Raw genomic sequence first — 19,278 nt, forward strand, 5'->3', positions numbered from 1 at the left:
TTGTAGCTATTTTCTTGGGAGTTTTTTTGGGAGCCGTAATAAAAGCGGTTGTGCAGGTGTATTCGCACCCATTTTTGGCCGATGAATATTGGCGCCGGCGGACAGGCCGGCGCGGGCCGATCGGCACTCAGGAAGGAGCAACTATTGGTTGCAGAATGCGCTGGCATTCGGCGTCCATTTGCCGAAGCCGGTGGCGACCATGTTGGCGATGACGCGGCAGACATAGACCTTCTGCGCGGGGTCGTTGTCGGGGCCGGCATGGTAGCGGGCGACCGCCATCGACCAGGTCATATGCCGGGCGTGCAGGGCGGCCAGGAAGCGTGCGGCGTAGTCGACATTCTGATGCGGGTCGAGCATGTCGTCGACGCTGCGGAAATGGTCGCCATGATAGTGCTGGTTGATCTGCATGCAGCCGAGGTCGATCAGCACCTTGCCTTCGCGGCGGGCGTTCTCGAAGGTGGCTAGCGCTTCATCCCGGCTGCGCGGAAAGATCGCTTTTCCCTCTATATTCAAAGCATTAGGCTGAAGGCTGCCTTTCTTTCCGGTCTCTGTCAGCCCGACCGCATAGAGTATGCCGGCCGGCACGCCGTAGCGATCTGCGGCGCGCAGGATCTCCGGCTCGCAGGGATTTGTAGCGGCGCTCGCGCCGCCGGCCGCCAAGCTAGATATACATATCGTCGCCAGCGCGCTCGCGAAGAGGCGAAGCCGGGCGAGCGAATTCCTGTGCGCCATTGCCGTCGTTCCTTCCCGGTTGCCGGCCGCCGCCCGCGCCGTTGCCGCCCGAGTTCCCGGGCTGGAACGAAGGCTGGTGGCGACCTGTCGACATCGGCATGGCGCTGTTGGCGTCGGCGCGGCTCGCCGCATGCGCTGCTATCGAAGGTTGCAGGATGGTGACCTTGTCGACGTCGAAGCCGAGGCTGCGCATCGACTTGACGATGGCATCGCTGTCGGTGGTGAGACGGCGATATGCCTCGTGCGTCTCGGGCTTCATCTCAATCGAAAGTTGCTCGCCCGATAGCCGCAAGCTGGCCGTGACCGCCCCGAGCTCCGCAGGGTGGAGCTCGATCTTGAGCACGTGTGTCGGAACGGCAACAGAATTGGTCGTCTGGGAGCCTGCCGAGGCGCTTGCGAAAGCCTGCTGAACGCCTTTGTCGGAGGCAAGCGCCTCAACCAGCGCAGATGCCGTCTGGCCGATCGGGTTTTGCGCCGGCGCAGGGAAGCTCTGCTGGCTGACGACTTCCACGCGTGTGGCGGAAGAAGATGGCTTGGCCGGTGTCTGCTGCGCGGTTGGCTGCGATTGTTGGGAGACCTTGGAGGTCGAAGCTGGCCGCCAGCCCTGCGGCGGCACAGGGCTGTCGGGCTGCGGTTCATTCCCCCGCGTCTGCAAGATTCTGGTTTCGCCGCGGCCGGGCATGTCGAGAGCCATGTCCGCCTTCACCGGCTTCTGCCCGAAGTCAGGCCCGGAAGCTTCAGCCGCCATCGAACGGGCGGATCGCGACTGCGGCTCGGCGGAATTGCCGACCGTCGCGCGCTTGCCCATGCGCAGTTGCAGCTCCAGTGCTTCGTGCTCGCTGGCGCCTTCTCCATTGGCAGCGGAATCCTTCCCGCCCGCGCCCGATGATTGCGCGAAGTGTTTCATGTCGCTCAACGCCATCAGCAACGGCAAGCGGTCCTGCAGCGGCGTGGAATCGTTGGCTTGCGCCGTGGCATCTTTGCCGGTCGTCGGCTTCGCCTCATCGGCCCGGGTGGCCGTGGTCCTCGTGGACTTTCCCGCGGCTTTCTGCGAGCCGGTTTTCCCTTGTGGATCCTGGTCCGGCTCCTGCTTGCCGTTGTCGGCCGCCGAGCGCTTTGCAAGATGCGCGTCCGGCAATACGGTCACGTGCTTGTCCTGCGGCCGATCGGGCTTTTCCGTCCCGTGCACCATCTCGCCGAAACCCTGATCCTTGTCCTTGCCGCCGGCGGCGTGCTGCCGGGGCTGGGTCGAAGCGAAGCCCGGCAGGGTCTGGTTGACGCTGGTCATTTGGGGGCTGCTCCGAGGAGTTGGTCGATCTGGTCGAGCTGGCGGCGCGTGCTGGCCACCGCGGCGTCGATGGGGTCTTGCGCATTCGAGGCCGTCGGCGCGGAGGCCTGAACCACCGGCGCGGCGTCAGCTTGCATCGGAGCGGCGGCCGGCGTTTCATCCGTTGTCCGCGCCGGTGGCCGGGCAGAGGGCGGCGAAGCCGCGGGTGGAGTGTCCTTCGCCGGATCGCCCAACGCGACCGGCGGATCGCCCAACGCGACCGGCGGATCGCTCGATGCGACCGGCGGATCGCTTGCCGCGACCGCTGGCTGGTCGGGCATCGCTCCTTCCACCGGAGGCAGGTCCGCATTGGCCGGATCGGCAGAGGCCTCGGCCGCCGCGTTCGCCTCGTTTCCCTTCGCTGCGGCCGGCGCGGCTTCCGCCTTGGCGGGCGTCTTTACCGGCGCCACCACTTCGCCCGCCACAGCCTGCGCGGCATCAAGCAGGTCGCGGTCGCTTTGCGAAAGCTTGCCGCGATCGATCTTGCCGAGCTTGGCACGCACTTCATCGACGCTGGCCGATGTCATGGTGGAAAGGCTCGAATAGAGTTGGCTGCGCGGGTCGTCCTGGCTGCTGCCGCCGTTGCGGCCCAGTTCCGCCTTGGCCGCGGCAAAAGCCGAGAGCTCCGTCATCCCGTCGATCGCGGCGCGGCGCGCGATGCGCAGATAGATCACCTTCTCGCGCTCGGGATCCATCATCGAGGTGATGTCGGCGATCTTGTCCTGGCTGATCGCCATATGCAGCGTGATGACGCCGGAAACAAAGGCATCGGCGAACTGGCTGGCGTAAGGCGAATAGAGATAGGACGCGACATACTGGGTCGAGGCCAACGCGAAGCGGGCGGCGTCGCCCTGCGCGGCGGCGATGCCGACGGAGCGGCGAAGCGCCGCCTCCTCGACCAGCGTGCCGGGGCTGAGCAAACGCGCCTCGTCCAGCAGGGCAAGCGCCTGGGCAGGGTCATCGGCCGCAAGCAGCGAACCCTTGACCAGCGCCAGAAAGGCGCCGATGTCCGGGGGCACGCTCATCGGATCGATAGGCTTCAGCATTTCGATCGCATTGGCCGGCCGGCCGTTCAGATAGGCGACGACGCCCTTGGCGATGGCGAGGCTTTGCGGGTCGACCGACGCGCGCGAAGCCGCCGCCGCGACCGTCACCGGATTGCCGCCGCTCATGCCGTAGACCAGCAAGGCGCGGAAATTCTTCGGCTCCTTGAAATCCTCGGCGTTGGCATCGCGCATCCGGGCGTCGATCATTTCGAGGAGCTTCGCCTGCATCGGCAGAGCGGCATGATCACCGCCGGCAATGCGGTCCTGGATCAGCTGCAGCGAACGCACCAGCTGATAAGGCTGCAGCGCGTCCTGTGCCAAGGCCGCCGGTGGCGACCCCGCCGCAAGCGATAGCAGCGCGATCGCGCCGCCGATGACGCTCCTGCCCTTCATCCGCCGGCCGTCATCAGGATTTCGATGCGGCGGTTCGCGGCCGCCATCGGATCGGAGGCGATCTTGGGCTGCCGGTCGGCGAAGCCCGCGACCTCGGTGATGCGGCTTTCGTCGACGCCGCCGCGTACCAGCATGTAGTAGGCCGCATGGGCACGCGCGGTGGACAGCCGCCAGTTGTCGTAGGTGTCGCTGCGGAACGGCCGCGCGTCGGTGTGGCCGCTGATGGTGATGGTGCCCTTCTTCTCGTTGATGATGTGGCCGATCTTTTCCATCGCCAGCACCAGCTCGCGGCGCGGCATAGCCGAGCCGATCTCGAACATGCCGAAATCGAGCTGGTCGGTGATCGAAATGACGACGCCCTTGTCGGTAGCCTCGACCGAGACGCCGTCGGCGAGCTTCTCGCCCGGCAGGAATGCCTTGGCGAGTTCCTTCTTGATGTCCGCGGCTTGCTGGAGGGCGGCCTTGCTTGGCGCCTTGTCGCCCTTGTCGGCGGTCTGATCGGGTTCAGTTTTCTCGGCCGTCGTCGCTTCGGCCTTGGCGTTGCCGGACGCGGCCTCGCGCTTGTCGGTTTCGGCTTTCCCGCCTTGTGCTTTCTCGGTCTTGTTGCCTTCACCCGACGGCTTCTCGGCCTCGGCCTGCGCGGCTTTCTGCCCGCTCCTGGCTTCGGTTTTTTCCGAGGTTGCCAGCGGCTCCAGCGGCGCGGCCGTCAGCGGAGGGGCCGCCGGAACGGCCTTCACCTTCGGCACCGCGGCCGTTGCGACCTTCTCGCCGGGCTTGGCCGGGTCGCCCTCGATCCTGGCGCGTTCGGCCGTGGCCTCGGCGCCTGGGGCCGCCACCTGCTGCGACCAGAAATCGGGCGCGAAGGGGTCGCGATAGGATTCACCGCCGGAAGCGCCGGTCGCCGGGCCGGCCGTCTGGGCGCCGCCTTCGCCCTTGGCGCTGACGTTCTGCAGCACCCCGGTATCGGCGGCGATTTCCGCCAGCACCGCATAGGGATCGGCAAACAGCTTTTCGTCGGACAGCTGGGCATCCTGCGCGCCGGTCTTGGTCTGCCGGCGTTCGGACGAGCCGGCGCCGCCCTTGCCGTCCTCGCCCGCTTTGGTCGCGCCCTGCTGCGGATTGTCCGCGGTCAATCCGACCTTGCTCGGGCCGTCGCCGAGGTCCTCGAGGCCCTTGCGGCTGGAATTGCGGTCGATCAGCTCGACCGGATTGAAGTAGCTGGCGACGGCCGCCTTGGTCTGCTCGTTGGCGGCGTTGATCAGCCACATGACGAGGAAGAAGCACATCATCGCCGTCATGAAATCAGCGAAGGCGATCTTCCACACGCCACCATGGTGATCATCGTCATGCCCGTCTTGATTGCGCTTGACGATGATGATCTCGTGCCGGAGTTCGGCATGGTCGATGGCGCTCATGACAGAACCTCGGACAAGGACGCAGACCACTCGGCGATACGCGTCTCGAACACCGTTTCGTCGATGCTGACGGTCAGGTCGAAGCCCGGCGCCTCGGCGAAGTCGAGATTCGCGGCGCGGGATCCAAGCGCCGCCTTCAGGGGCTCGAACAGCGAAAGGGGTCCCCGAACACCGATCCGGACGGCTTCGTTGTCGGCGACCGCGGCGCCGATGGCGCGTGAAAGGGCCTGCAGCGAACGTTCCTGCAGGTCGTCGCTGAGAAGGCCGCCGATGACGCGGGCAACAGTCGAGCCGGTAAGCTCGGCAACGCGCTGCTCCATGGCCTCGATGCGCGTGGCGACAGCGGCGCCGAGGTCGCCGCCGAAGCTTTCCAGAAAGGCTCTCGCGGCATCGTCGCTGGCCTGGCGCTCGGCGTCGAGCGCGGCCTGATGGGCAAGCGCGAGGCGCGCCTCGAGCGTGGCCTCCGCGTCGGCCACCGCCTCGGCGATCAGCGCGCCGATATCGGCCTGCGGGGCCTGTGCGGCCGGCGCGGCTGGCATATGTCCGGCGTCGCGCGGGGTCGCGGCGTGGCTGGCATGCGGGGCCTGCGAGCCGAAATCGGGCAGGAGATCGAAGAGGGCTGCCGAGACCATGGCCTAACCCACGGCTTCCGGGGCGGCCGCCCATTTGCGCAGAATCTGCGCGGTGCGCTCCTCATTGAGGTCGACCATGCGGGCAAGCCGCTCCTGCGGCGCCGGCCGGATCTTCTGGCGCAGATCATCGAGCGGGGTTGCGCCGGCGCGCGCCCCGGGCAGGGGGCCGGCCGGGGTCTCGGCGGTGATCGCGGCAACCGGCGCGTCTGGCGTCGGCAGCGAGCGTTGCACGTCGTCGAAGCTTGGGCCGGCAATGGCCGCGGGCTTTGCCGATGCCGTCAGCGCGGTGGCCATCGGCTTCAGGCCGAAGAAGGCAACCAGGAAAACGACGACAATGAAGGCGCCGGCATTGATGAGCGTGCCGGTATAGGTGCCGATCGAGGCGAGGATGCCAGGCTGGTCGATCGGCTCGCCGTCGAGGCCGTTGATGAACTCGACCGCCGACACATCGATGACGTCGCCGCGCTTGTCGTCGAAGCCGGTCGCCGAGGCCACCATCTTCTGGATATCGGCGACGCGCTTGGCGATCTGCTCCGGCGTGGCGTCCTTGCCAAGGATGGTCTTCAGGCGATCCTGGTTGACGACCACCGCGATCGACATCTTGTTGACAGTGTAGCCGTTGGAGACGGTGGCGATCTTCTTCGAGTTGATCTCGTAGTTGGTGATCTCTTCCTTGCGATCGTTCTGCGAGGAGGATTGCGGTCCCTCCGTGCTGGTGGTCTGCGTCTCGGGCAGATTCTGCTCGACACTGGTCGGGGTCGAGGCCTGCTTCTGGTTGCTGGCCTCGTTGGTCTTCACCGACTGCACCGAACGCTCGACGCGCGAGTTCGGATCGAAGATCGTTTCCTCGGTCTGGCGGCTGTCGGTGTTGACGTCGGCCTTGACGCTGGCGCGGAAATTGTCGGGGCCGAGATAAGGGGTGAGCGCACGGCGGATGTTGTCGCCGATCTGCGCCTCGACCGTCTGCTCGACGCCCAGCGTGCGTGCGGCGCTCGTGTTGGAAGGATCGTCGCCGGCGGCCAGCAGATTGCCGTTGGAATCGAGCACGGTGACCTTGTCGGCCGAGAGGCCGGGAACCGCCGCCGCAACCAGGTGGCGGATCGACATGGCGCTCTTCTCGGCATCGTTGCCGGCGTAGCGGATCACCACCGAAGCGGAAGGCTGCTGCTCGTCGCGCCGGAAATTGGCGCGCTCGGACATGACGATATGGACGCGCGCGGCCTTGACGCCGGAAATCGACTGGATCGTGCGCGCGATCTCGCCTTCCAGCGCGCGCACACGGGTGATCTGCTGCATGAAGGAGGTGAGGCCGAGCGAGCCGACATTGTCGAACAGCTCGTAGCCGGCGTTGGCGCTGGTCGGCAGGCCTTTCTCGGCAAGCAGCATGCGCGCCTGCGCGGTGGTGCCGGCAGGCACCAGCACCGAGGTTCCGTCGGAGCCGACATCGAAGCCGATGCCGGCATCGGCCAGCACCAGGCCGATCTGGTTCACGTCGGAACGCTCGAGGCCGACATAGAGCGTCTCATAGGCCGGGCGATTGAGATAGACGGAGGCGATGCCGATGACGGCCATGACCAGGACCGCGATGCCACCCATGAGCGCCAGACGCCTCACGCCGAAGCTCTTGAAATTCGCGATGATGCTCTGGATCTGTTCCGGCACGATTCAACGGCTCCCAGCACGACTGTCCGCCGGAAGACTAGACCGTGAAGCTTGTGCGAGGATGATAGGGTGTGCTGCCGAGGAACCAGAAAACTACCGAACCGCCGGGTTTTTCCGACCAACGAAAAAGGCCGCGCCCGAAGCGCGGCCCTTTTTCGTTGATCGGGGTTGGTTGGCTTAGCCGTTCTTGAACAGCTGCAGGATCGACTGCGAGGAACTGTTGGCGATCGACAGGGACTGGATGCCGAGCTGCTGCTGGACCTGCAGGGCCTGGAGGCGGGTCGATTCCTTGTTCATGTCGGCATCGACGAGCTGGCCGACGCCGCGATCGATGGAGTCCATCAGGCTCTGGGTGAAGGTCTTCTGCAGGTCGATCGAGCTCTTGGCGGCGCCGAGCACGGTGGCGGCGTCGGTAAGTTGACTCATGACGTTGTCGATCTTGGTGACCATCTGCGTGATGATGTCGTCGGTCACGCCAGCCGCGGTGATGTCGAGATTGAAGGCGGAGACGTTGTCGATCTTGACGGGCGTGCCCGACACCGCGGCCTGGCCGGCGGTGTTGGCGGCGATGTCGGTGGCGCCGCCGGCGATCGCGGTGGCATAGGCGGCGTCATACGCCGACTGGTCCGCGGCGGTGGAATAGATCGAGGTCTTGCGGTCGAGAATGCCCTGGTTCTTGACGGCGGTGGAGAGGCCGGAATCGAACAATTTGGTGCTCTCGACATTGATGTCGATGGTGCCGAGCGAGATGGCGCCGGACGAAGAGCGGTTGAAGGACGAGACGATCTTGGCGTCCTGCTGGACGCCATCATTGGGGGCCGCCACTTGCGTGGATGTCACCGAAAGATAATTCGAGCCGGAGAAGGTGGCGGCGTCGGCGAAGGATTTCATCTGCGCCTGCAGCGAGGTGATTTCGGTTTGGGTCTTTGCCTTGTTGGCTGCCGACTGGCCGACGGCCGACAAAAGCTTGGTCTTGATCTGGCCGATCGTCGAAAGGACGTTGTTCATGCCGGTATAGGCGGTGTCGACCTTCGAGGCGCCGAGGCCGAGCGCATCCTGCACGGTCGACAGCGCCGAGTTATCGGAGCGCATGGTGGTGGCGATCGACCAGTAGGCGGCGTTGTCGGAGGCCTCGGAGACCCTGTAGCCGGTCGAGATCCGAGCCTGCGTCTGCTCGAGCGATTTGTTGGTGGCGTTGAGGCTTTGAAGTGCAGTCAACGCCGCAGCGTTCGTCATGATGCTCGCCAAGAAACTCGCTCCTTCTCAAAAGCCGGCATGCCACAGGCCGGGCTTGGCCTGCCATTGATCGCGATCGTGCCGGATAGGCCGATACGGCAATCTAAGTCATTGGTTAACCATACCTAGCGCGATATGGTTAATGGCATGTTAAAAATAGGCTTTGGAGAAGTTAAGAAACGAGGGTTGCGCGAGCCTTGAGCAAAGCAATTCCAGGAAAAGTGTGAAACGGTTTTCCGTCCGGAATTGCTTCAAAGCAAATAGAGATGGAGCGGTTCACCGTTTCCGTGAAACGGCGAGCCGCTCCAATGAAAAATCGGGCCGCGCTTTTGGCGCGGCCCGATGCTTTAGCGCGGTCAGTATAGAGCGATCAGCCGCGGAAGAGCGACAGGATCGACTGCGACGAGCCGTTGGCGATCGACAGCGCCTGGACGCCGAGCTGCTGCTGAACCTGCAGGGCCTGGAGGCGGGTCGATTCCTTGTTCATGTCGGCATCGACGAGCTGGCCGACGCCGCGATCGATGGAGTCCATCAGGCTCGAGGTGAAGGTCTTCTGCAGGTCGATCGAGCTCTTGGCGGCGCCGAGCTTGGTCGCGGCGGTCGTCATGTCCTTCAGCGCGGCGTCGACGACCTTCATCATGTCCGCGATCTGGGTATCGCTGGCAGCCGTGGTGCCGGAGAAGATCTTCAGAGTCGCGACCGAATAGGTGTCGCCCGCTGCAGCGGCCGCACCCAGGGTCGGGTTCTGCGCGGTAGCGGTGACAGCGCCGGTCGCGCCGACGCGGTCGGCGTCGAGGATGCCCTTCGACACGCCCGCCGCAGTGCCGGCCTCATACAGCTTGATGCTGTCCACCTTGACGTCGATCGTCGAGATCGAAACCACGCCGGTGGAGCTGCGGTTGAAAGCCGAAACGATCTTGACGTCGGCAGCAGCCGTGGCGGTGGCGCCGCTGTTGACCGACAGCATGTTGGTGCCGGAGAAGGTGGCGCCGTCGGCATAGGCCTTCAGCTGGTCCTGAAGAGCCTTGATTTCAACCTGGGTCTTTTCCTTGGAAGCGTCGGTCTGGCCGTAGGATGCGGTCAGCTTCTGCTGGATCTGGTTGATGGTCTTGATCGCGCTGTCCATGCCGGTGTAGGCGGTGTCGACCTTCGAGGCGCCGAGGCCGAGCGCGTCCGAAACGGTGGACATGGCCTGGTTGTCGGAGCGCATCGTGGTGGCGATCGACCAGTAAGCGGCGTTGTCGGAAGCCTGGGAGACGCGATAGCCCGTCGAGATGCGGGACTGCGTGGTGTCGAGGGCTTTCTGGGTGGCGTTCAAGCTCTGCAGAGCGGTCAACGCCGAGGCGTTGGTCATGATACTGGCCATGGTACTCGTACCCTATTTTTACACGGATTTTTTTGACATACCGGCATGTCCGGTATGACGGTGCGGCATCATGCCAATGATCTGTGAAACCCGATCACCCGCCATCTGCGAGCAATATGCGGGCCAGTCCCTACCAAAGCGCTAAATCGCAGGGTTAATCGAAAATATATTGCCTAAAATTCGAGCGCGTATCCGGCGCCGGCCTCTGGTTTCAGGTGAAGGATCGCACCAGGCTGCCGACGAGAAGGTTCCAGCCGTCGATCAAAACGAAGAACAGGATCTTGAACGGTAGCGACACCACCGTCGGCGGCAGCATCATCATGCCCATGGCCATGGTCACGGTGGCGACGATCAGGTCGATGACGAGGAACGGCAGGACAATGAGAAAGCCGATCTCGAAGCCGCGCCGGATTTCCGAGATCATGAAGGCCGGCACCAGGATGCGCAGATCGACGGTCTCGCGCGAGACGGTCTGGCCGCGCTCGCGGGCGAGGTCGGCGAAAAGGTCGAAGTCCTTGTCGCGCACATTGTGCAGCATGAAATCGCGGAACGGACCGGAAATCTTCTCGAACGCCTCGGCCTGGGTGATCTGGTTGTCCATCAGCGGCTTGACGCCGGTGTTCCAGGCCTGATCGAAGGTCGGCGCCATGACATAGAAGGTCATGAACAGCGACAGCGAGATCAGGATCAGGTTTGCCGGCGTCGACTGCAGGCCGATGCCGGCACGCAGGATCGAGAAGGCGATGACGAAGCGGGTGAAACTCGTCACCATGATGAGCAGGCCCGGTGCCACCGAAAGCACGGTCAGCAGGCCGAACATCTGGATCAGGTAGCCAACGGTCGTGCCGTCGGCCTTGCCGATGCCGCCAAGATCGAGCTGCTGGGCCGCGGCGACGGAAGTGGTGATGGCGATGAGCGCCGTGGCTATGAGGAACTTTCTCATTCGAGCAGCATCGTCCTGACGAGAACCTGTTTGACGTGGCCGCCGCTGCGCAGCGCCGCGCGCTCATCGAGATCGGCCTTGAGATGCTGGTAGCCGCTGGCGCCTTCGATCTGATGCAGCTTGATCGTGCGCACGAAGGCAAGCAGATCCTGGTGGATCTGCTCGGTCACTTCCGGCGGCTGCGGGGCATCATAGAGTACCGATACCTCCAGCCGGATCCAAACGTCCGACGGCGAGGCGAGATTGGTGGTGATCGGCGCCAACTGAGCCAGCGTTGGCCCGGCGGCCGCTTTGCCGGCTTCGCCGGGCTTCTCCGCCTTGCCGGCATTCTCCGACGCCGCGGGCACCGGCGCCGGCGTTTCACCCTGCTTGAGATAGCCGCCGGAAACCCAGCCCATGCCGATGGCCGCGCCTGTCATGACCAGCAGCATGGCGAGCTGGATCACCAGGGAAGGTCCCTTCTTGGGCTGGACCTGCTCGACATTGGCCACGGCCGCGCTCTCCCGGTCCTAGAAAGGAAGAACCTGGTCCAGCACCTGCTGGCCATAGGCCGGCTGCTGGACCTCGCTCACACGGCCGCGGCCGCCATAGGAGATGCGCGCCTCGGCGATGCGCTCGTAGGGGATGGTGTTTTCCGCGCCGATGTCGGACGGACGAACCATGCCGGCGATGGTGAGCACCCGCAGCTCGTAGTTGACGCGGACCTCCTGCGAACCCCTGATCATCAGATTGCCGTTGGGCAGCACCTCCGTCACCACAGCCGCTACATTGAGCGCGATATCTTCCGAGCGCTTGATCTCGCCGTCGGCATTGGTCTCGGTGCTGGAGCTCAAGCCGGCGTCACCCTTGCCGCTGGTGCTCGCCGTTTCCCAGCCGAGATTGACGTCGTAGCCGAGCTTGCGCGCGGCGGTGCGGCTGCGATCGTTCTGGTTCTTGAAATTGGCCCGATCGTTGAGCCTGATGTTGACGGTCAGAATGTCGCCGGCGCGCAGCGCGCGCGGATCGGTGAAGAGCCGGCTCTGGCGATCGTCCCACAGCGAGAATTTCTTCGGCCGCGAAGCGGGCGGCTCAGGGTAGCTGTATGGACCGGAGCCGCCCTCGCCGATGCCGGACCCGACCGGCGACAAAGCGGGCTCCCTGTTGATTTCCCTGGGATCGGTGCCGCAGCCGGCCAGGCCGGCCAGGGCGATCAGGGCGAGCAATTTCAACTTCATGACGGATCAACCCTTCGCGCCGCGCTGGCCATGATGCCGGTGAGCGTCGCCGCCGCCTTCTGGTCCATTTCATTCAGGATGACGCCGGCCTTGCGCGAATCGAGCTTCATCAGGATGGCCGCCGCGAGCTCGGCATTGACCATCGCCAGCCGTTCGGCGGCGGCGTCCGGCTTCATGCCGGCATAGATCTTGACGACGCCGTCCTCGGCGCGCGCCAGGAAAACTTCGCGGCGCTTCAGCCACTCTTCATATTCGGCTTTCTTTGCCTCCAGCGCTTTCATGCGCTCGTCGATGCCGGCCTGCAGCTGCTTCAGCTGCTCCGCCTGCAGGGCGTAGCGGCGGTCGCGCGCGGCATCCGCGATGTTGGAGCAGAAGCGCTGGATCTCGCTTTCGTCAGGCGCTTTCCCGCCCGCAAGTCCAACCGGTTGGGCCGATGCCGTCTCGCGCGTGAGCTGGGCCGGCTGAGCCGGCGCCTGACCGCCAGGCAATACCTGGCGCACTTCATCCGCGCGGACCGCGCCGCCCGCCAGCGCGACGATCGCGCCAATGGCGAGGAGGCCGCTCGCGGAGTGAAGCCTTGGGCGGCGATGCAGTATCGAGGAGAGGAGCGCGATCATCGGTGTGCCTATTGGAGAACCAGGTCGGCCTGCAGGGCGCCGGCCGACTTGATGCCTTGCAGGATGGCGATGATGCCGTCGGGCTTCACGCCGAGGCGGTTGAGGCCGGAGACAAGCGTTTCGAGATCGGGGCCGTCGAGCACGGCGACGCGTGCGTTGGGCCGGCTCGCATCAATGGCCGTGGACGGTTCCACCGCGGTCTCGCCCCTGGAGAAGGGTTCAGGCTGGACGACCCGCGGCGCCTCGGTGATGCGCACGGTGAGTGTGCCATGGCTGATCGCCACGCGCGAGATCCTGACATTGCTGCCGATGACGATGGTTCCGGTGCGCTCGTCTATGACGACGCGGGCAGGGGCATCCGACTCGACGACGAGGTTCTCGATCTCGGCATAGAAGCGAGCTGCGGAGACGTTCTTCGGTCGCCTGATCTGCACGGTTCGGGCATCGCGCTCGGCGGCGACCCGCATGCCGAAGCGCTGCGAGGTGTAGTCGTTGACGGCATCGGCGATGCGGATGGCGGTCGAGAAGTCGGGATTGCGCAATTGCAGCGTCAACACGCCCTGATCGTCGAACTCGGCCGGGACGGCGCGCTCGACGATGGCACCGTTCGGCACGCGGCCGGCGGTCGGCACGCCTTGCGTCAACTGCTCCGCCTGGCCCTGGGCGGTGAAGCCGCCGACGATCACCGAGCCTTGCCCGACGGCGTAGATCTCGCCATCGGCGGCCTTCAGCGGCGTCATCACCAGCGTGCCGCCGGCGAGCGAGGTGGCGTCGCCCATCGAGGAGACGTCGATGTCGATGCGGGCGCCCGACTGGACGAAGGGCGGCATGTTGGCGGTGACGATGACGGCGGCCACGTTCTTGGCACGCGCGCTGCCGCCTTCGGTGGCGATGCCGAGATTCTCCAGCATGGCGCGGATCGACTGTTCGGTGAAGGGCGAATTGCGCAGGCTGTCGCCGGTGCCCGCGAGGCCGATGACCAGGCCGTAGCCGACGAGCTGGTTGTCGCGCGCGCTTTGCAGCTGGGCGATGTCCTTGATGCGCGCGGCGACCTGGCCGGGCGGCAGCGTGCTTGGCCCGGTGGAAACGCGGAACATGCGCTGGGTCGTGGCCGGATCATATTCCGGATCGTCGTAGACGCCGCCATTTTTCTGCGCCAGCTCGCGCTTGGCCTTCGGCGTCAGCCCGTCCGCCAGCACCGGCTGGAGGCCGATGGCCATGCTCATCAGAACGACGAAGGCGCGCATCACGAAGCGCCGACCTTGATGGTGCCGTCGGTCATTACCGTGCCGGAGATGATCTTGCCGCTGTCGGTGTTGCGGATCTTGATCTGGTCGCCGGCAGCACCCGGTTCGAGCGTGATGCCGGCGGCCGAAATGGTGAGCGCGCCAGCGGTGAAATAGACCTGCACGGAAGCGCCCTGCTCGACCAGCCAGGCCTCGCGGATAGCGGTGACCGGGATATAGCGGCCGGGCAGAAGCGTGCGTTTGGCGACCTTGCCCTGGAGTTCCTCGGAGCGCGTCGCCATGCCGTCAGGCTTGTGCTTGCCGGGGATGAGCGTGACCTGCTTGAGCGAGGCGGCCTCGATGGTCTCGCCGGGATAGATGACCCGGTTGGGGATCAGCACGGCTTCGCCGGCGGGCTGGCCGGCCGCTATCTGGTTCGCCGACTGGCCGGTGGCGTCCTGCGCGATAGCCGGCGTGCCGGCGGCCAACAGGGCGGTGGCCAGCACGGCCCGTCGGAGTGCGAAGGAGATCGGCCCGGCCATCACCCGTTACCTGATGTTCTTGGAGACAACCGAGGCCATGTCGTCGGCGGCCTGGATGACCTTGGAGTTCATTTCATAGGCGCGCTGCGCTGAGATCAACTCGGTGATTTCCTTGACCGGATCGACGTTGGAGGATTCCAGGTAACCCTGCTGGATCGTGGCGAAGCCGGGATCCCCTGGAACGCCGACATTGGCCGGGCCTGAGGCGGCCGTTTCCTGGAAGAGGTTGTCGCCCAGCGGGGCCAGGCCCGCCTCGTTGGCGAAATTGGCGATCTGGAGCTGTCCGAGAAGCTGGAGGTTGGTCTGGCCGTCCAAACGGGCAAAGACCTGGCCGGTCTTGTTGACGATAACCTCGATGGCATCGGTCGGCACGGTGATAGCCGGAATGACCTCGGCGCCGTCGACGGTCACCAACTGCCCGGTGGCATTGGTGTTGAAGGCGCCGGCGCGCGAGTAGAGCGTGCCGCCGTCGGCGCCCTGGATCTGGAACCAGCCCCTGCCGGTCAACGCCAGGTCGAAGCTGTTGCCGGTGCTGGCCAGTTCGCCCTGGGTGTGGACGTTGCGCACCGCCGTCGTCTTGACGCCAAGGCCGATCGAAACGCCTTCCGGCACCAGCGAGGTATTGGAGCGGTTGGGCACGCCTTGCGTGCGGTCGACCTGGTAGAGCAGGTCGGAGAATTCCGCCCGCGCCCGCTTGTAGCCGGTGGTGTTGATGTTGGCGATGTTGTTGGCGATGACTTCCAGGTTGGTCTGCTGGGCGTTCATGCCGGTCGCGGCGATGGCGAGTGCTTTCATGACGCGGTTCCTAGATACTCATGCGACTGATTTCGAGGTAAGCCGAGACGACCTTGTCGCGGATGGCGATGGTCGTCTGCAGCGCCTGCTGGGCGCTCAGCACCGCATCGACAACCTGACGGGTGTCGGCGTCGCCCTTGAGCGCCTGTATCGACATCTGCTCGGCACCCTGCAGCGTGTTGACGGTCTTCGTCGCGGCCTGGCTGAGGACGTCGGCGAAGCTGCTGCCCACGCTTTCGCTGGCCTGCGTTCCGACGCCGCCCTGCAAAAGGTTTGGTGACGCCGACTCCGCTCCGTCAACCGCCGTCTTGAACTGTATTGCCCCGATACCGCCGATCATTACTGGTTCCTCATCAGGTCGATGGTCATGGAAATCAGATCGCGAGCCTGCTTGATGACCTGCAGGTTGGCTTCATAGGAGCGGTTCGCCTCGCTCATGTCGGCCATTTCGACCAATGTGTTGACGTTGGGCATCTTGACGTACCCTTTGGCGTCGGCGGCTTCGTTGCCGGGCTGGAATTCGATCGGAAAGTCCGAAGGATCGCGATTGATGGCGCTGACTTCCACCAGCGAACCGCCGGTCGCGCGGTCGACCTCGGACTGGAAGGTGATCGTCTTGCGGCGATAAGGATCGGCGCCGGGCGTGCTGCCCGTCGACTGGGCGTTGGCGAGGTTTTCCGACACCACGCGCAGGCGCTCCGACTGGGCGCCGAGACCGGATGCCGCGACTTTGAGGGCTGCGGTGAGGGCGTCCATGGTCAGCTCTTCACCACCATCGTCATCATCGAATGGAAGGCCTTGACGATCGCCGTGTTGAGCTCGAAGGAGCGGCGGACCTCGCCGGCCTTCATCAACTCCTGCTCGAGAACGACGGTGTTCTTCGACGGCATGATCGCGCCGTCAGGGTCCTCCGGCTTGACGTTGAAACCGGCATTGGTGGTTTCGGCACCAAGATGGCCCGTCTGCGTGGCAGCCAGCGTCACCGCGGTGCGGTCGAGGACCTTTTCGAACGGCTCGACATCATTGGCCGTATAGCCCGGCGTGTTGGCATTGGCGATGTTGGAAGCAATCGCCGACTGACGCACGGCCAGCCATTGCGACTGCCGCGTGGCAAGATCGAAAAGATTTACGGGTTCCATGGGAATCTCCCGGACAAGCACGCACAAGACTAGGCGGCCAGTCTTGCGCGGACCTTGCGCGGGGGCGGGCTGTACGGCCCGGCTCCGTTACTTCGAGAGCGGGATCACCTTGTCCGTGCTGGTGACGATCACCCACTTGCCGCCGCGCTGCTCGATCGAGGCGACACGGCTCGAATCCGGTAGGATGGAGCCGCGCTGAACGACCCACAGACCCGTGTCATCCTCGATCATGGCGCGGCCGTTGGCGACATGCACCATCTTGAATTCGGAAGCGGCGGCCGGGAAAGGCTGGTCGGCGGGCGGCGGGGCGGGGTCATCCTCAACCGTTCCGGTGGCAAAGAGGTCGATATCGGGATTGGGAACGTCCTTGGCCGTCAGCGGTCCGCTGCGTTGAGCCACAACGCCGCCGCCCTCGCGTCCGGAATTGCTGCCGCTGCCGCCGAACTTGATGGCCTGGACGCCGAACTGCTCCTGATTGAAGAAGATGTACCAGGGAAACAACGCGCAGATCAGGCCGAGCGTGATGCCCAGCGCGGCGATGACGAAATCGCTTCGTCGGTCGGCGCTCCTGTCGGCAAGGCGCGGGAACTGAGCTTTCGGCGGCTCCGGCCATTCGGCGCGCGGGAAAAGCCCGTCGATCAATGAATCGCGGCTGGCCTGTGCCGCATCGGCTCCCTTGGCGATGGGCACCCTCGAAGGATGCGGCCTGTCAGCTCTGGTCAGCAGTGCCGCCGCCTTCTCCGTCCTGGCGCGCGCGGCTTGATCCTTGGCAATCCTCGCTTTGTCGGCCTCGGCCCGCTCCGCCGCCTCGGCCTCGGCGAGCATGTCGCGCAGCATGCGCTCGGTATATTGGAGCTCAGTCTCCTTGATCGCCATTCAGCTTCCCCTTGAGATGGCGGGCGAGGTCGGCAAACGGATCGACCGACGCGCGGTCCCTCGGCGATTGCGTGAGCGCATCGTAGATCAGCGGCACCTGGCGCACCGCGTTGTCGAGCTCGGCATCGGCGCCGCTTTGGTAAGCGCCCAAAAGACGGATGTCCCGCGTGTCCTCGAAGCGCGCGATCATCGATTTCAGCCTTGTCACCAGCACACGCTGTTCCGGGCTCCAGGCCTTGTCGGCAAGGCGCGAGATGGACGACAGCGGATTGACCGGCGGATAGCGGCCCTGCTCGGCCAGGGCGCGGTCGAGCACGACATGGCCGTCGAGGATGCCGCGCACCGAATCGGCGACCGGATCGTTGTGGTCGTCGCCGTCGACCAGCACGGAAATGATGGCGGTGATCGAGCCTTTTCCCTCGGCGCCAGGGCCGGCGCGTTCGAGCAGCTTCGGCAGGTCGGTGAAGACCGAGGCCGGATAGCCGCGCGCGACCGGCGGCTCGCCGGTTCCTGTCGCAACCTCGCGCAGCGCATGCGCGAAGCGGGTAATGGAATCCAGCACCAGGAGCACGCGATGGCCCTGGTCGCGGAAATGCTCGGCCACGCACATGGCGGTGTCGGGCGCGCGGCGCCGCATCATGGCGCTTTCGTCGCTGGTGGCGACGACGGCGACGGTCTTGGCCATGCTCTCGGCGCCGATCGTATCCTCGAGGAACTCACGCACCTCGCGGCCGCGCTCGCCGATCAAAGCCACGACCACCGTATCGAAGGCTTCGGCGCCGGCGAGCATGGCAAGCAGCGTCGACTTGCCGACGCCGGAACCGGCGAAGATGCCGAGCCGCTGGCCGAAGCAGAGCGGGGTGAAGATGTCGATCACCCGCACGCCGGTAAGGAAGCCGGTGCCGACGCGCTGGCGCGACAAGGCGCCCGGTGTCGCGCCATGCGTGACATCGGTGGCATTCGGCCGGATCAGCGGAGGACCGCCGTCAATGGGACGGGTCAAGGCATCGATGGCGCGCCCGCGCCAGGAGACATGCGGCGTGACCGCGAGCGGGCCGCGGCGAAAGACGACGTCGCCGATACCGGCATCGGCGCTGCGCTCGAAAGGCGCGATCACGACCTCGTCGCTGCCGATCTTGACGATCTCGCCGCGTCGCGCGCCGGCCTTGCCGCGCTGCTCCACGATGTCGCCCAGCCTGGCGATCCCGGACAGGCCGCGGACCTTGTAATGCGTGGGCGATATCTCGGCGACACGGCCGCCGCGCGCAAGCAGCGCCTGCGGAACGTCGAACCGCCGCCAGACGCGTTCGAGCGCGGCCAGCCGGTCCGTCCTTCCGGAATCGGCAGTGCTCTCGGAAGCGCGCAACAGGGACGGGCCGGTCGTCATGCCGCTACTTCGAGCCGAGCGTCTTGATCGCGTCCTCGGTCGAGGAATCGGTCTGCCGCATCAGCGCCGCCGTGTTCTCGAAAGCACGCTGCACCTGGATCAGCCGGGTCATCTCCAGCACCGGGTTGACGTTCGACTCTTCCAGAAATCCTTGCGCGATGCCGATGTCGGAGCGATCGGTGACGGGTTCGGGCGTGCGCGCCGGAACGATGCCTGAATTGCCATAGCGGACGAAATTCTCTCCGGGATCGAAATTGTAGAGGCCGATGGCGCCGACCAACTGGTCATTCTGCCTGAGCGAGCCGTCGGCGCCTGCCTTGGGCGGGCCGTTGCGCGGATCGAGCTGGATCGGAGCGCCGCCGCTGTCCAGCACCGGATAGCCTTCGATCGACATCAGTTCGCCGTTCTCGTTCATGGAGAAACGGCCGTCGCGCGTCATCACGGTGCCGGCGGGCGTGTCGATGGCGAACCAGGCATCGCCCTGGACGGCGAAGTCGAACGGGTTGCCGGTTTCGGTCAGCGCGCCATGCGCGCCGGAAAGATAGGTATTGCCGGAGGAGGCAAAGGAAACCGACCTCGGCCCCGTGCCGGAGACGACGTCCTCGAACTTCACGCCGGTGGCGCGAAAGCCGATAGTCGAGGCATTGGCGACGTTGTCAGCGATGGTGTCGAGACGGCGCTCGAGCGCTATCTGAGAGGAAAGGGCGACGTAAAGACTGTCCTGCATGAT

Annotated in this window: 21 protein-coding genes; all 21 read right to left on the reverse strand. The window is 65.3% G+C overall.

Translation table 11 applies throughout. From position 1 onward, the window contains the following. Window positions 1–141 precede the first annotated feature (141 nt). Entirely contained in the window at window positions 142–732 is a 591-nt protein-coding gene (locus tag EN862_RS02680; protein WP_245519482.1) for a transglycosylase SLT domain-containing protein, read from the reverse strand. Then, window positions 662–2,020, reverse strand: a complete 1,359-nt coding sequence (locus tag EN862_RS02685) for a flagellar hook-length control protein FliK (RefSeq protein ID WP_127864324.1) — start codon at window positions 2,018–2,020, stop codon at window positions 662–664. The genes EN862_RS02680 and EN862_RS02685 overlap by 71 nt, the downstream gene beginning before the upstream one ends. Next, on the reverse strand, window positions 2,017–3,498 hold the full coding sequence (locus tag EN862_RS02690) for a chemotaxis protein MotC (RefSeq protein ID WP_127864325.1): 1,482 nt from the start codon (window positions 3,496–3,498) through the stop codon (window positions 2,017–2,019). Before EN862_RS02690 ends, EN862_RS02685 begins: the two co-directional genes overlap by 4 nt. Continuing rightward, on the reverse strand, window positions 3,495–4,913 hold the full coding sequence (locus tag EN862_RS02695) for a MotB family protein (protein ID WP_127864326.1): 1,419 nt from the start codon (window positions 4,911–4,913) through the stop codon (window positions 3,495–3,497). The genes EN862_RS02690 and EN862_RS02695 overlap by 4 nt, the downstream gene beginning before the upstream one ends. After that, window positions 4,910–5,545: a hypothetical protein gene (locus EN862_RS02700; protein ID WP_127864327.1), complete on the reverse strand. Its 636-nt coding sequence runs from the start codon at window positions 5,543–5,545 to the stop codon at window positions 4,910–4,912. The genes EN862_RS02695 and EN862_RS02700 overlap by 4 nt, the downstream gene beginning before the upstream one ends. 3 nt (window positions 5,546–5,548) lie before the next feature. Beyond that, window positions 5,549–7,207: a flagellar basal-body MS-ring/collar protein FliF gene (gene fliF, locus EN862_RS02705; RefSeq protein WP_127864328.1), complete on the reverse strand. Its 1,659-nt coding sequence runs from the start codon at window positions 7,205–7,207 to the stop codon at window positions 5,549–5,551. Between the two features lie 177 nt (window positions 7,208–7,384). Next, window positions 7,385–8,455: a flagellin gene (locus EN862_RS02710; RefSeq protein ID WP_127877190.1), complete on the reverse strand. Its 1,071-nt coding sequence runs from the start codon at window positions 8,453–8,455 to the stop codon at window positions 7,385–7,387. A gap of 358 nt (window positions 8,456–8,813) precedes the next feature. Next, window positions 8,814–9,809 (reverse strand): flagellin, encoded by a 996-nt coding sequence (locus tag EN862_RS02715; protein WP_127864329.1) that lies wholly within the window; start codon window positions 9,807–9,809, stop codon window positions 8,814–8,816. A gap of 211 nt (window positions 9,810–10,020) precedes the next feature. Further along, a complete protein-coding gene (fliP, locus tag EN862_RS02720; RefSeq protein ID WP_127864330.1) occupies window positions 10,021–10,752 on the reverse strand; it encodes a flagellar type III secretion system pore protein FliP in 732 nt (243 codons plus the stop codon). Continuing rightward, window positions 10,749–11,243: a flagellar basal body-associated FliL family protein gene (locus tag EN862_RS02725; RefSeq protein WP_127864331.1), complete on the reverse strand. Its 495-nt coding sequence runs from the start codon at window positions 11,241–11,243 to the stop codon at window positions 10,749–10,751. Before EN862_RS02725 ends, fliP begins: the two co-directional genes overlap by 4 nt. An 18-nt stretch (window positions 11,244–11,261) precedes the next feature. Continuing rightward, window positions 11,262–11,966 carry a flagellar basal body L-ring protein FlgH gene (gene flgH / locus EN862_RS02730; RefSeq protein ID WP_127864332.1) on the reverse strand — a complete coding sequence of 235 codons (705 nt, stop codon included), beginning with the start codon at window positions 11,964–11,966 and terminating at the stop codon, window positions 11,262–11,264. Beyond that, window positions 11,963–12,583 carry a MotE family protein gene (locus EN862_RS02735; RefSeq protein ID WP_127864333.1) on the reverse strand — a complete coding sequence of 207 codons (621 nt, stop codon included), beginning with the start codon at window positions 12,581–12,583 and terminating at the stop codon, window positions 11,963–11,965. Before EN862_RS02735 ends, flgH begins: the two co-directional genes overlap by 4 nt. Before the next feature lie 8 nt (window positions 12,584–12,591). Next, window positions 12,592–13,680 carry a flagellar basal body P-ring protein FlgI gene (locus tag EN862_RS02740; protein WP_245519544.1) on the reverse strand — a complete coding sequence of 363 codons (1,089 nt, stop codon included), beginning with the start codon at window positions 13,678–13,680 and terminating at the stop codon, window positions 12,592–12,594. A 149-nt stretch (window positions 13,681–13,829) separates the two neighbouring features. Then, window positions 13,830–14,351, reverse strand: a complete 522-nt coding sequence (flgA, locus tag EN862_RS02745) for a flagellar basal body P-ring formation chaperone FlgA (RefSeq protein WP_127864335.1) — start codon at window positions 14,349–14,351, stop codon at window positions 13,830–13,832. A 6-nt stretch (window positions 14,352–14,357) separates the two neighbouring features. Then, entirely contained in the window at window positions 14,358–15,146 is a 789-nt protein-coding gene (flgG, locus tag EN862_RS02750; RefSeq protein ID WP_127864336.1) for a flagellar basal-body rod protein FlgG, read from the reverse strand. A 10-nt stretch (window positions 15,147–15,156) separates the two neighbouring features. Continuing rightward, a complete protein-coding gene (locus tag EN862_RS02755; protein WP_127864337.1) occupies window positions 15,157–15,486 on the reverse strand; it encodes a flagellar hook-basal body complex protein FliE in 330 nt (109 codons plus the stop codon). After that, entirely contained in the window at window positions 15,486–15,902 is a 417-nt protein-coding gene (gene flgC, locus EN862_RS02760; protein WP_095817159.1) for a flagellar basal body rod protein FlgC, read from the reverse strand. Before flgC ends, EN862_RS02755 begins: the two co-directional genes overlap by 1 nt. Before the next feature lie 2 nt (window positions 15,903–15,904). After that, complete coding sequence (gene flgB, locus EN862_RS02765) at window positions 15,905–16,285, reverse strand: flagellar basal body rod protein FlgB (protein WP_126059627.1); 381 nt, start codon at window positions 16,283–16,285, stop codon at window positions 15,905–15,907. A gap of 87 nt (window positions 16,286–16,372) precedes the next feature. Further along, window positions 16,373–17,161 carry a hypothetical protein gene (locus tag EN862_RS02770; RefSeq protein WP_127864338.1) on the reverse strand — a complete coding sequence of 263 codons (789 nt, stop codon included), beginning with the start codon at window positions 17,159–17,161 and terminating at the stop codon, window positions 16,373–16,375. Next, window positions 17,142–18,548, reverse strand: coding sequence for a flagellar protein export ATPase FliI (gene fliI / locus EN862_RS02775; protein WP_127864339.1), 1,407 nt, complete (start codon window positions 18,546–18,548; stop codon window positions 17,142–17,144). The genes EN862_RS02770 and fliI overlap by 20 nt, the downstream gene beginning before the upstream one ends. A gap of 4 nt (window positions 18,549–18,552) precedes the next feature. Then, window positions 18,553–19,275, reverse strand: coding sequence for a flagellar basal-body rod protein FlgF (flgF, locus tag EN862_RS02780; RefSeq protein WP_127864340.1), 723 nt, complete (start codon window positions 19,273–19,275; stop codon window positions 18,553–18,555). Window positions 19,276–19,278: the final 3 nt, after the last annotated feature.

It is taken from the genome of Mesorhizobium sp. M2E.F.Ca.ET.219.01.1.1 (assembly GCF_004016445.2).
Classification (GTDB): Bacteria; Pseudomonadota; Alphaproteobacteria; order Rhizobiales; family Rhizobiaceae; genus Mesorhizobium.

Bases quoted from the DNA above. Each gene is read 5' to 3' on its own strand.
- flgB (WP_126059627.1), bottom strand. From the start codon at position 16,285: ATGGAACCCGTAAATCTTTTCGATCTTGCCACGCGGCAGTCGCAATGG.
- EN862_RS02740 (WP_245519544.1), bottom strand. From the start codon at position 13,680: ATGTTCCGCGTTTCCACCGGGCCAAGCACGCTGCCGCCCGGCCAGGTC.
- flgA (WP_127864335.1), bottom strand. From the start codon at position 14,351: ATGGCCGGGCCGATCTCCTTCGCACTCCGACGGGCCGTGCTGGCCACC.
- flgG (WP_127864336.1), bottom strand. From the start codon at position 15,146: ATGAAAGCACTCGCCATCGCCGCGACCGGCATGAACGCCCAGCAGACC.
- EN862_RS02690 (WP_127864325.1), bottom strand. From the start codon at position 3,498: ATGAAGGGCAGGAGCGTCATCGGCGGCGCGATCGCGCTGCTATCGCTT.
- flgH (WP_127864332.1), bottom strand. From the start codon at position 11,966: ATGAAGTTGAAATTGCTCGCCCTGATCGCCCTGGCCGGCCTGGCCGGC.
- EN862_RS02685 (WP_127864324.1), bottom strand. From the start codon at position 2,020: ATGACCAGCGTCAACCAGACCCTGCCGGGCTTCGCTTCGACCCAGCCC.
- EN862_RS02715 (WP_127864329.1), bottom strand. From the start codon at position 9,809: ATGGCCAGTATCATGACCAACGCCTCGGCGTTGACCGCTCTGCAGAGC.
- EN862_RS02700 (WP_127864327.1), bottom strand. From the start codon at position 5,545: ATGGTCTCGGCAGCCCTCTTCGATCTCCTGCCCGATTTCGGCTCGCAG.
- EN862_RS02770 (WP_127864338.1), bottom strand. From the start codon at position 17,161: ATGGCGATCAAGGAGACTGAGCTCCAATATACCGAGCGCATGCTGCGC.
- EN862_RS02695 (WP_127864326.1), bottom strand. From the start codon at position 4,913: ATGAGCGCCATCGACCATGCCGAACTCCGGCACGAGATCATCATCGTC.
- fliI (WP_127864339.1), bottom strand. From the start codon at position 18,548: ATGACGACCGGCCCGTCCCTGTTGCGCGCTTCCGAGAGCACTGCCGAT.
- fliP (WP_127864330.1), bottom strand. From the start codon at position 10,752: ATGAGAAAGTTCCTCATAGCCACGGCGCTCATCGCCATCACCACTTCC.
- EN862_RS02755 (WP_127864337.1), bottom strand. From the start codon at position 15,486: ATGATCGGCGGTATCGGGGCAATACAGTTCAAGACGGCGGTTGACGGA.
- flgC (WP_095817159.1), bottom strand. From the start codon at position 15,902: ATGGACGCCCTCACCGCAGCCCTCAAAGTCGCGGCATCCGGTCTCGGC.
- EN862_RS02680 (WP_245519482.1), bottom strand. From the start codon at position 732: ATGGCGCACAGGAATTCGCTCGCCCGGCTTCGCCTCTTCGCGAGCGCG.
- EN862_RS02735 (WP_127864333.1), bottom strand. From the start codon at position 12,583: ATGATCGCGCTCCTCTCCTCGATACTGCATCGCCGCCCAAGGCTTCAC.
- flgF (WP_127864340.1), bottom strand. From the start codon at position 19,275: ATGCAGGACAGTCTTTACGTCGCCCTTTCCTCTCAGATAGCGCTCGAG.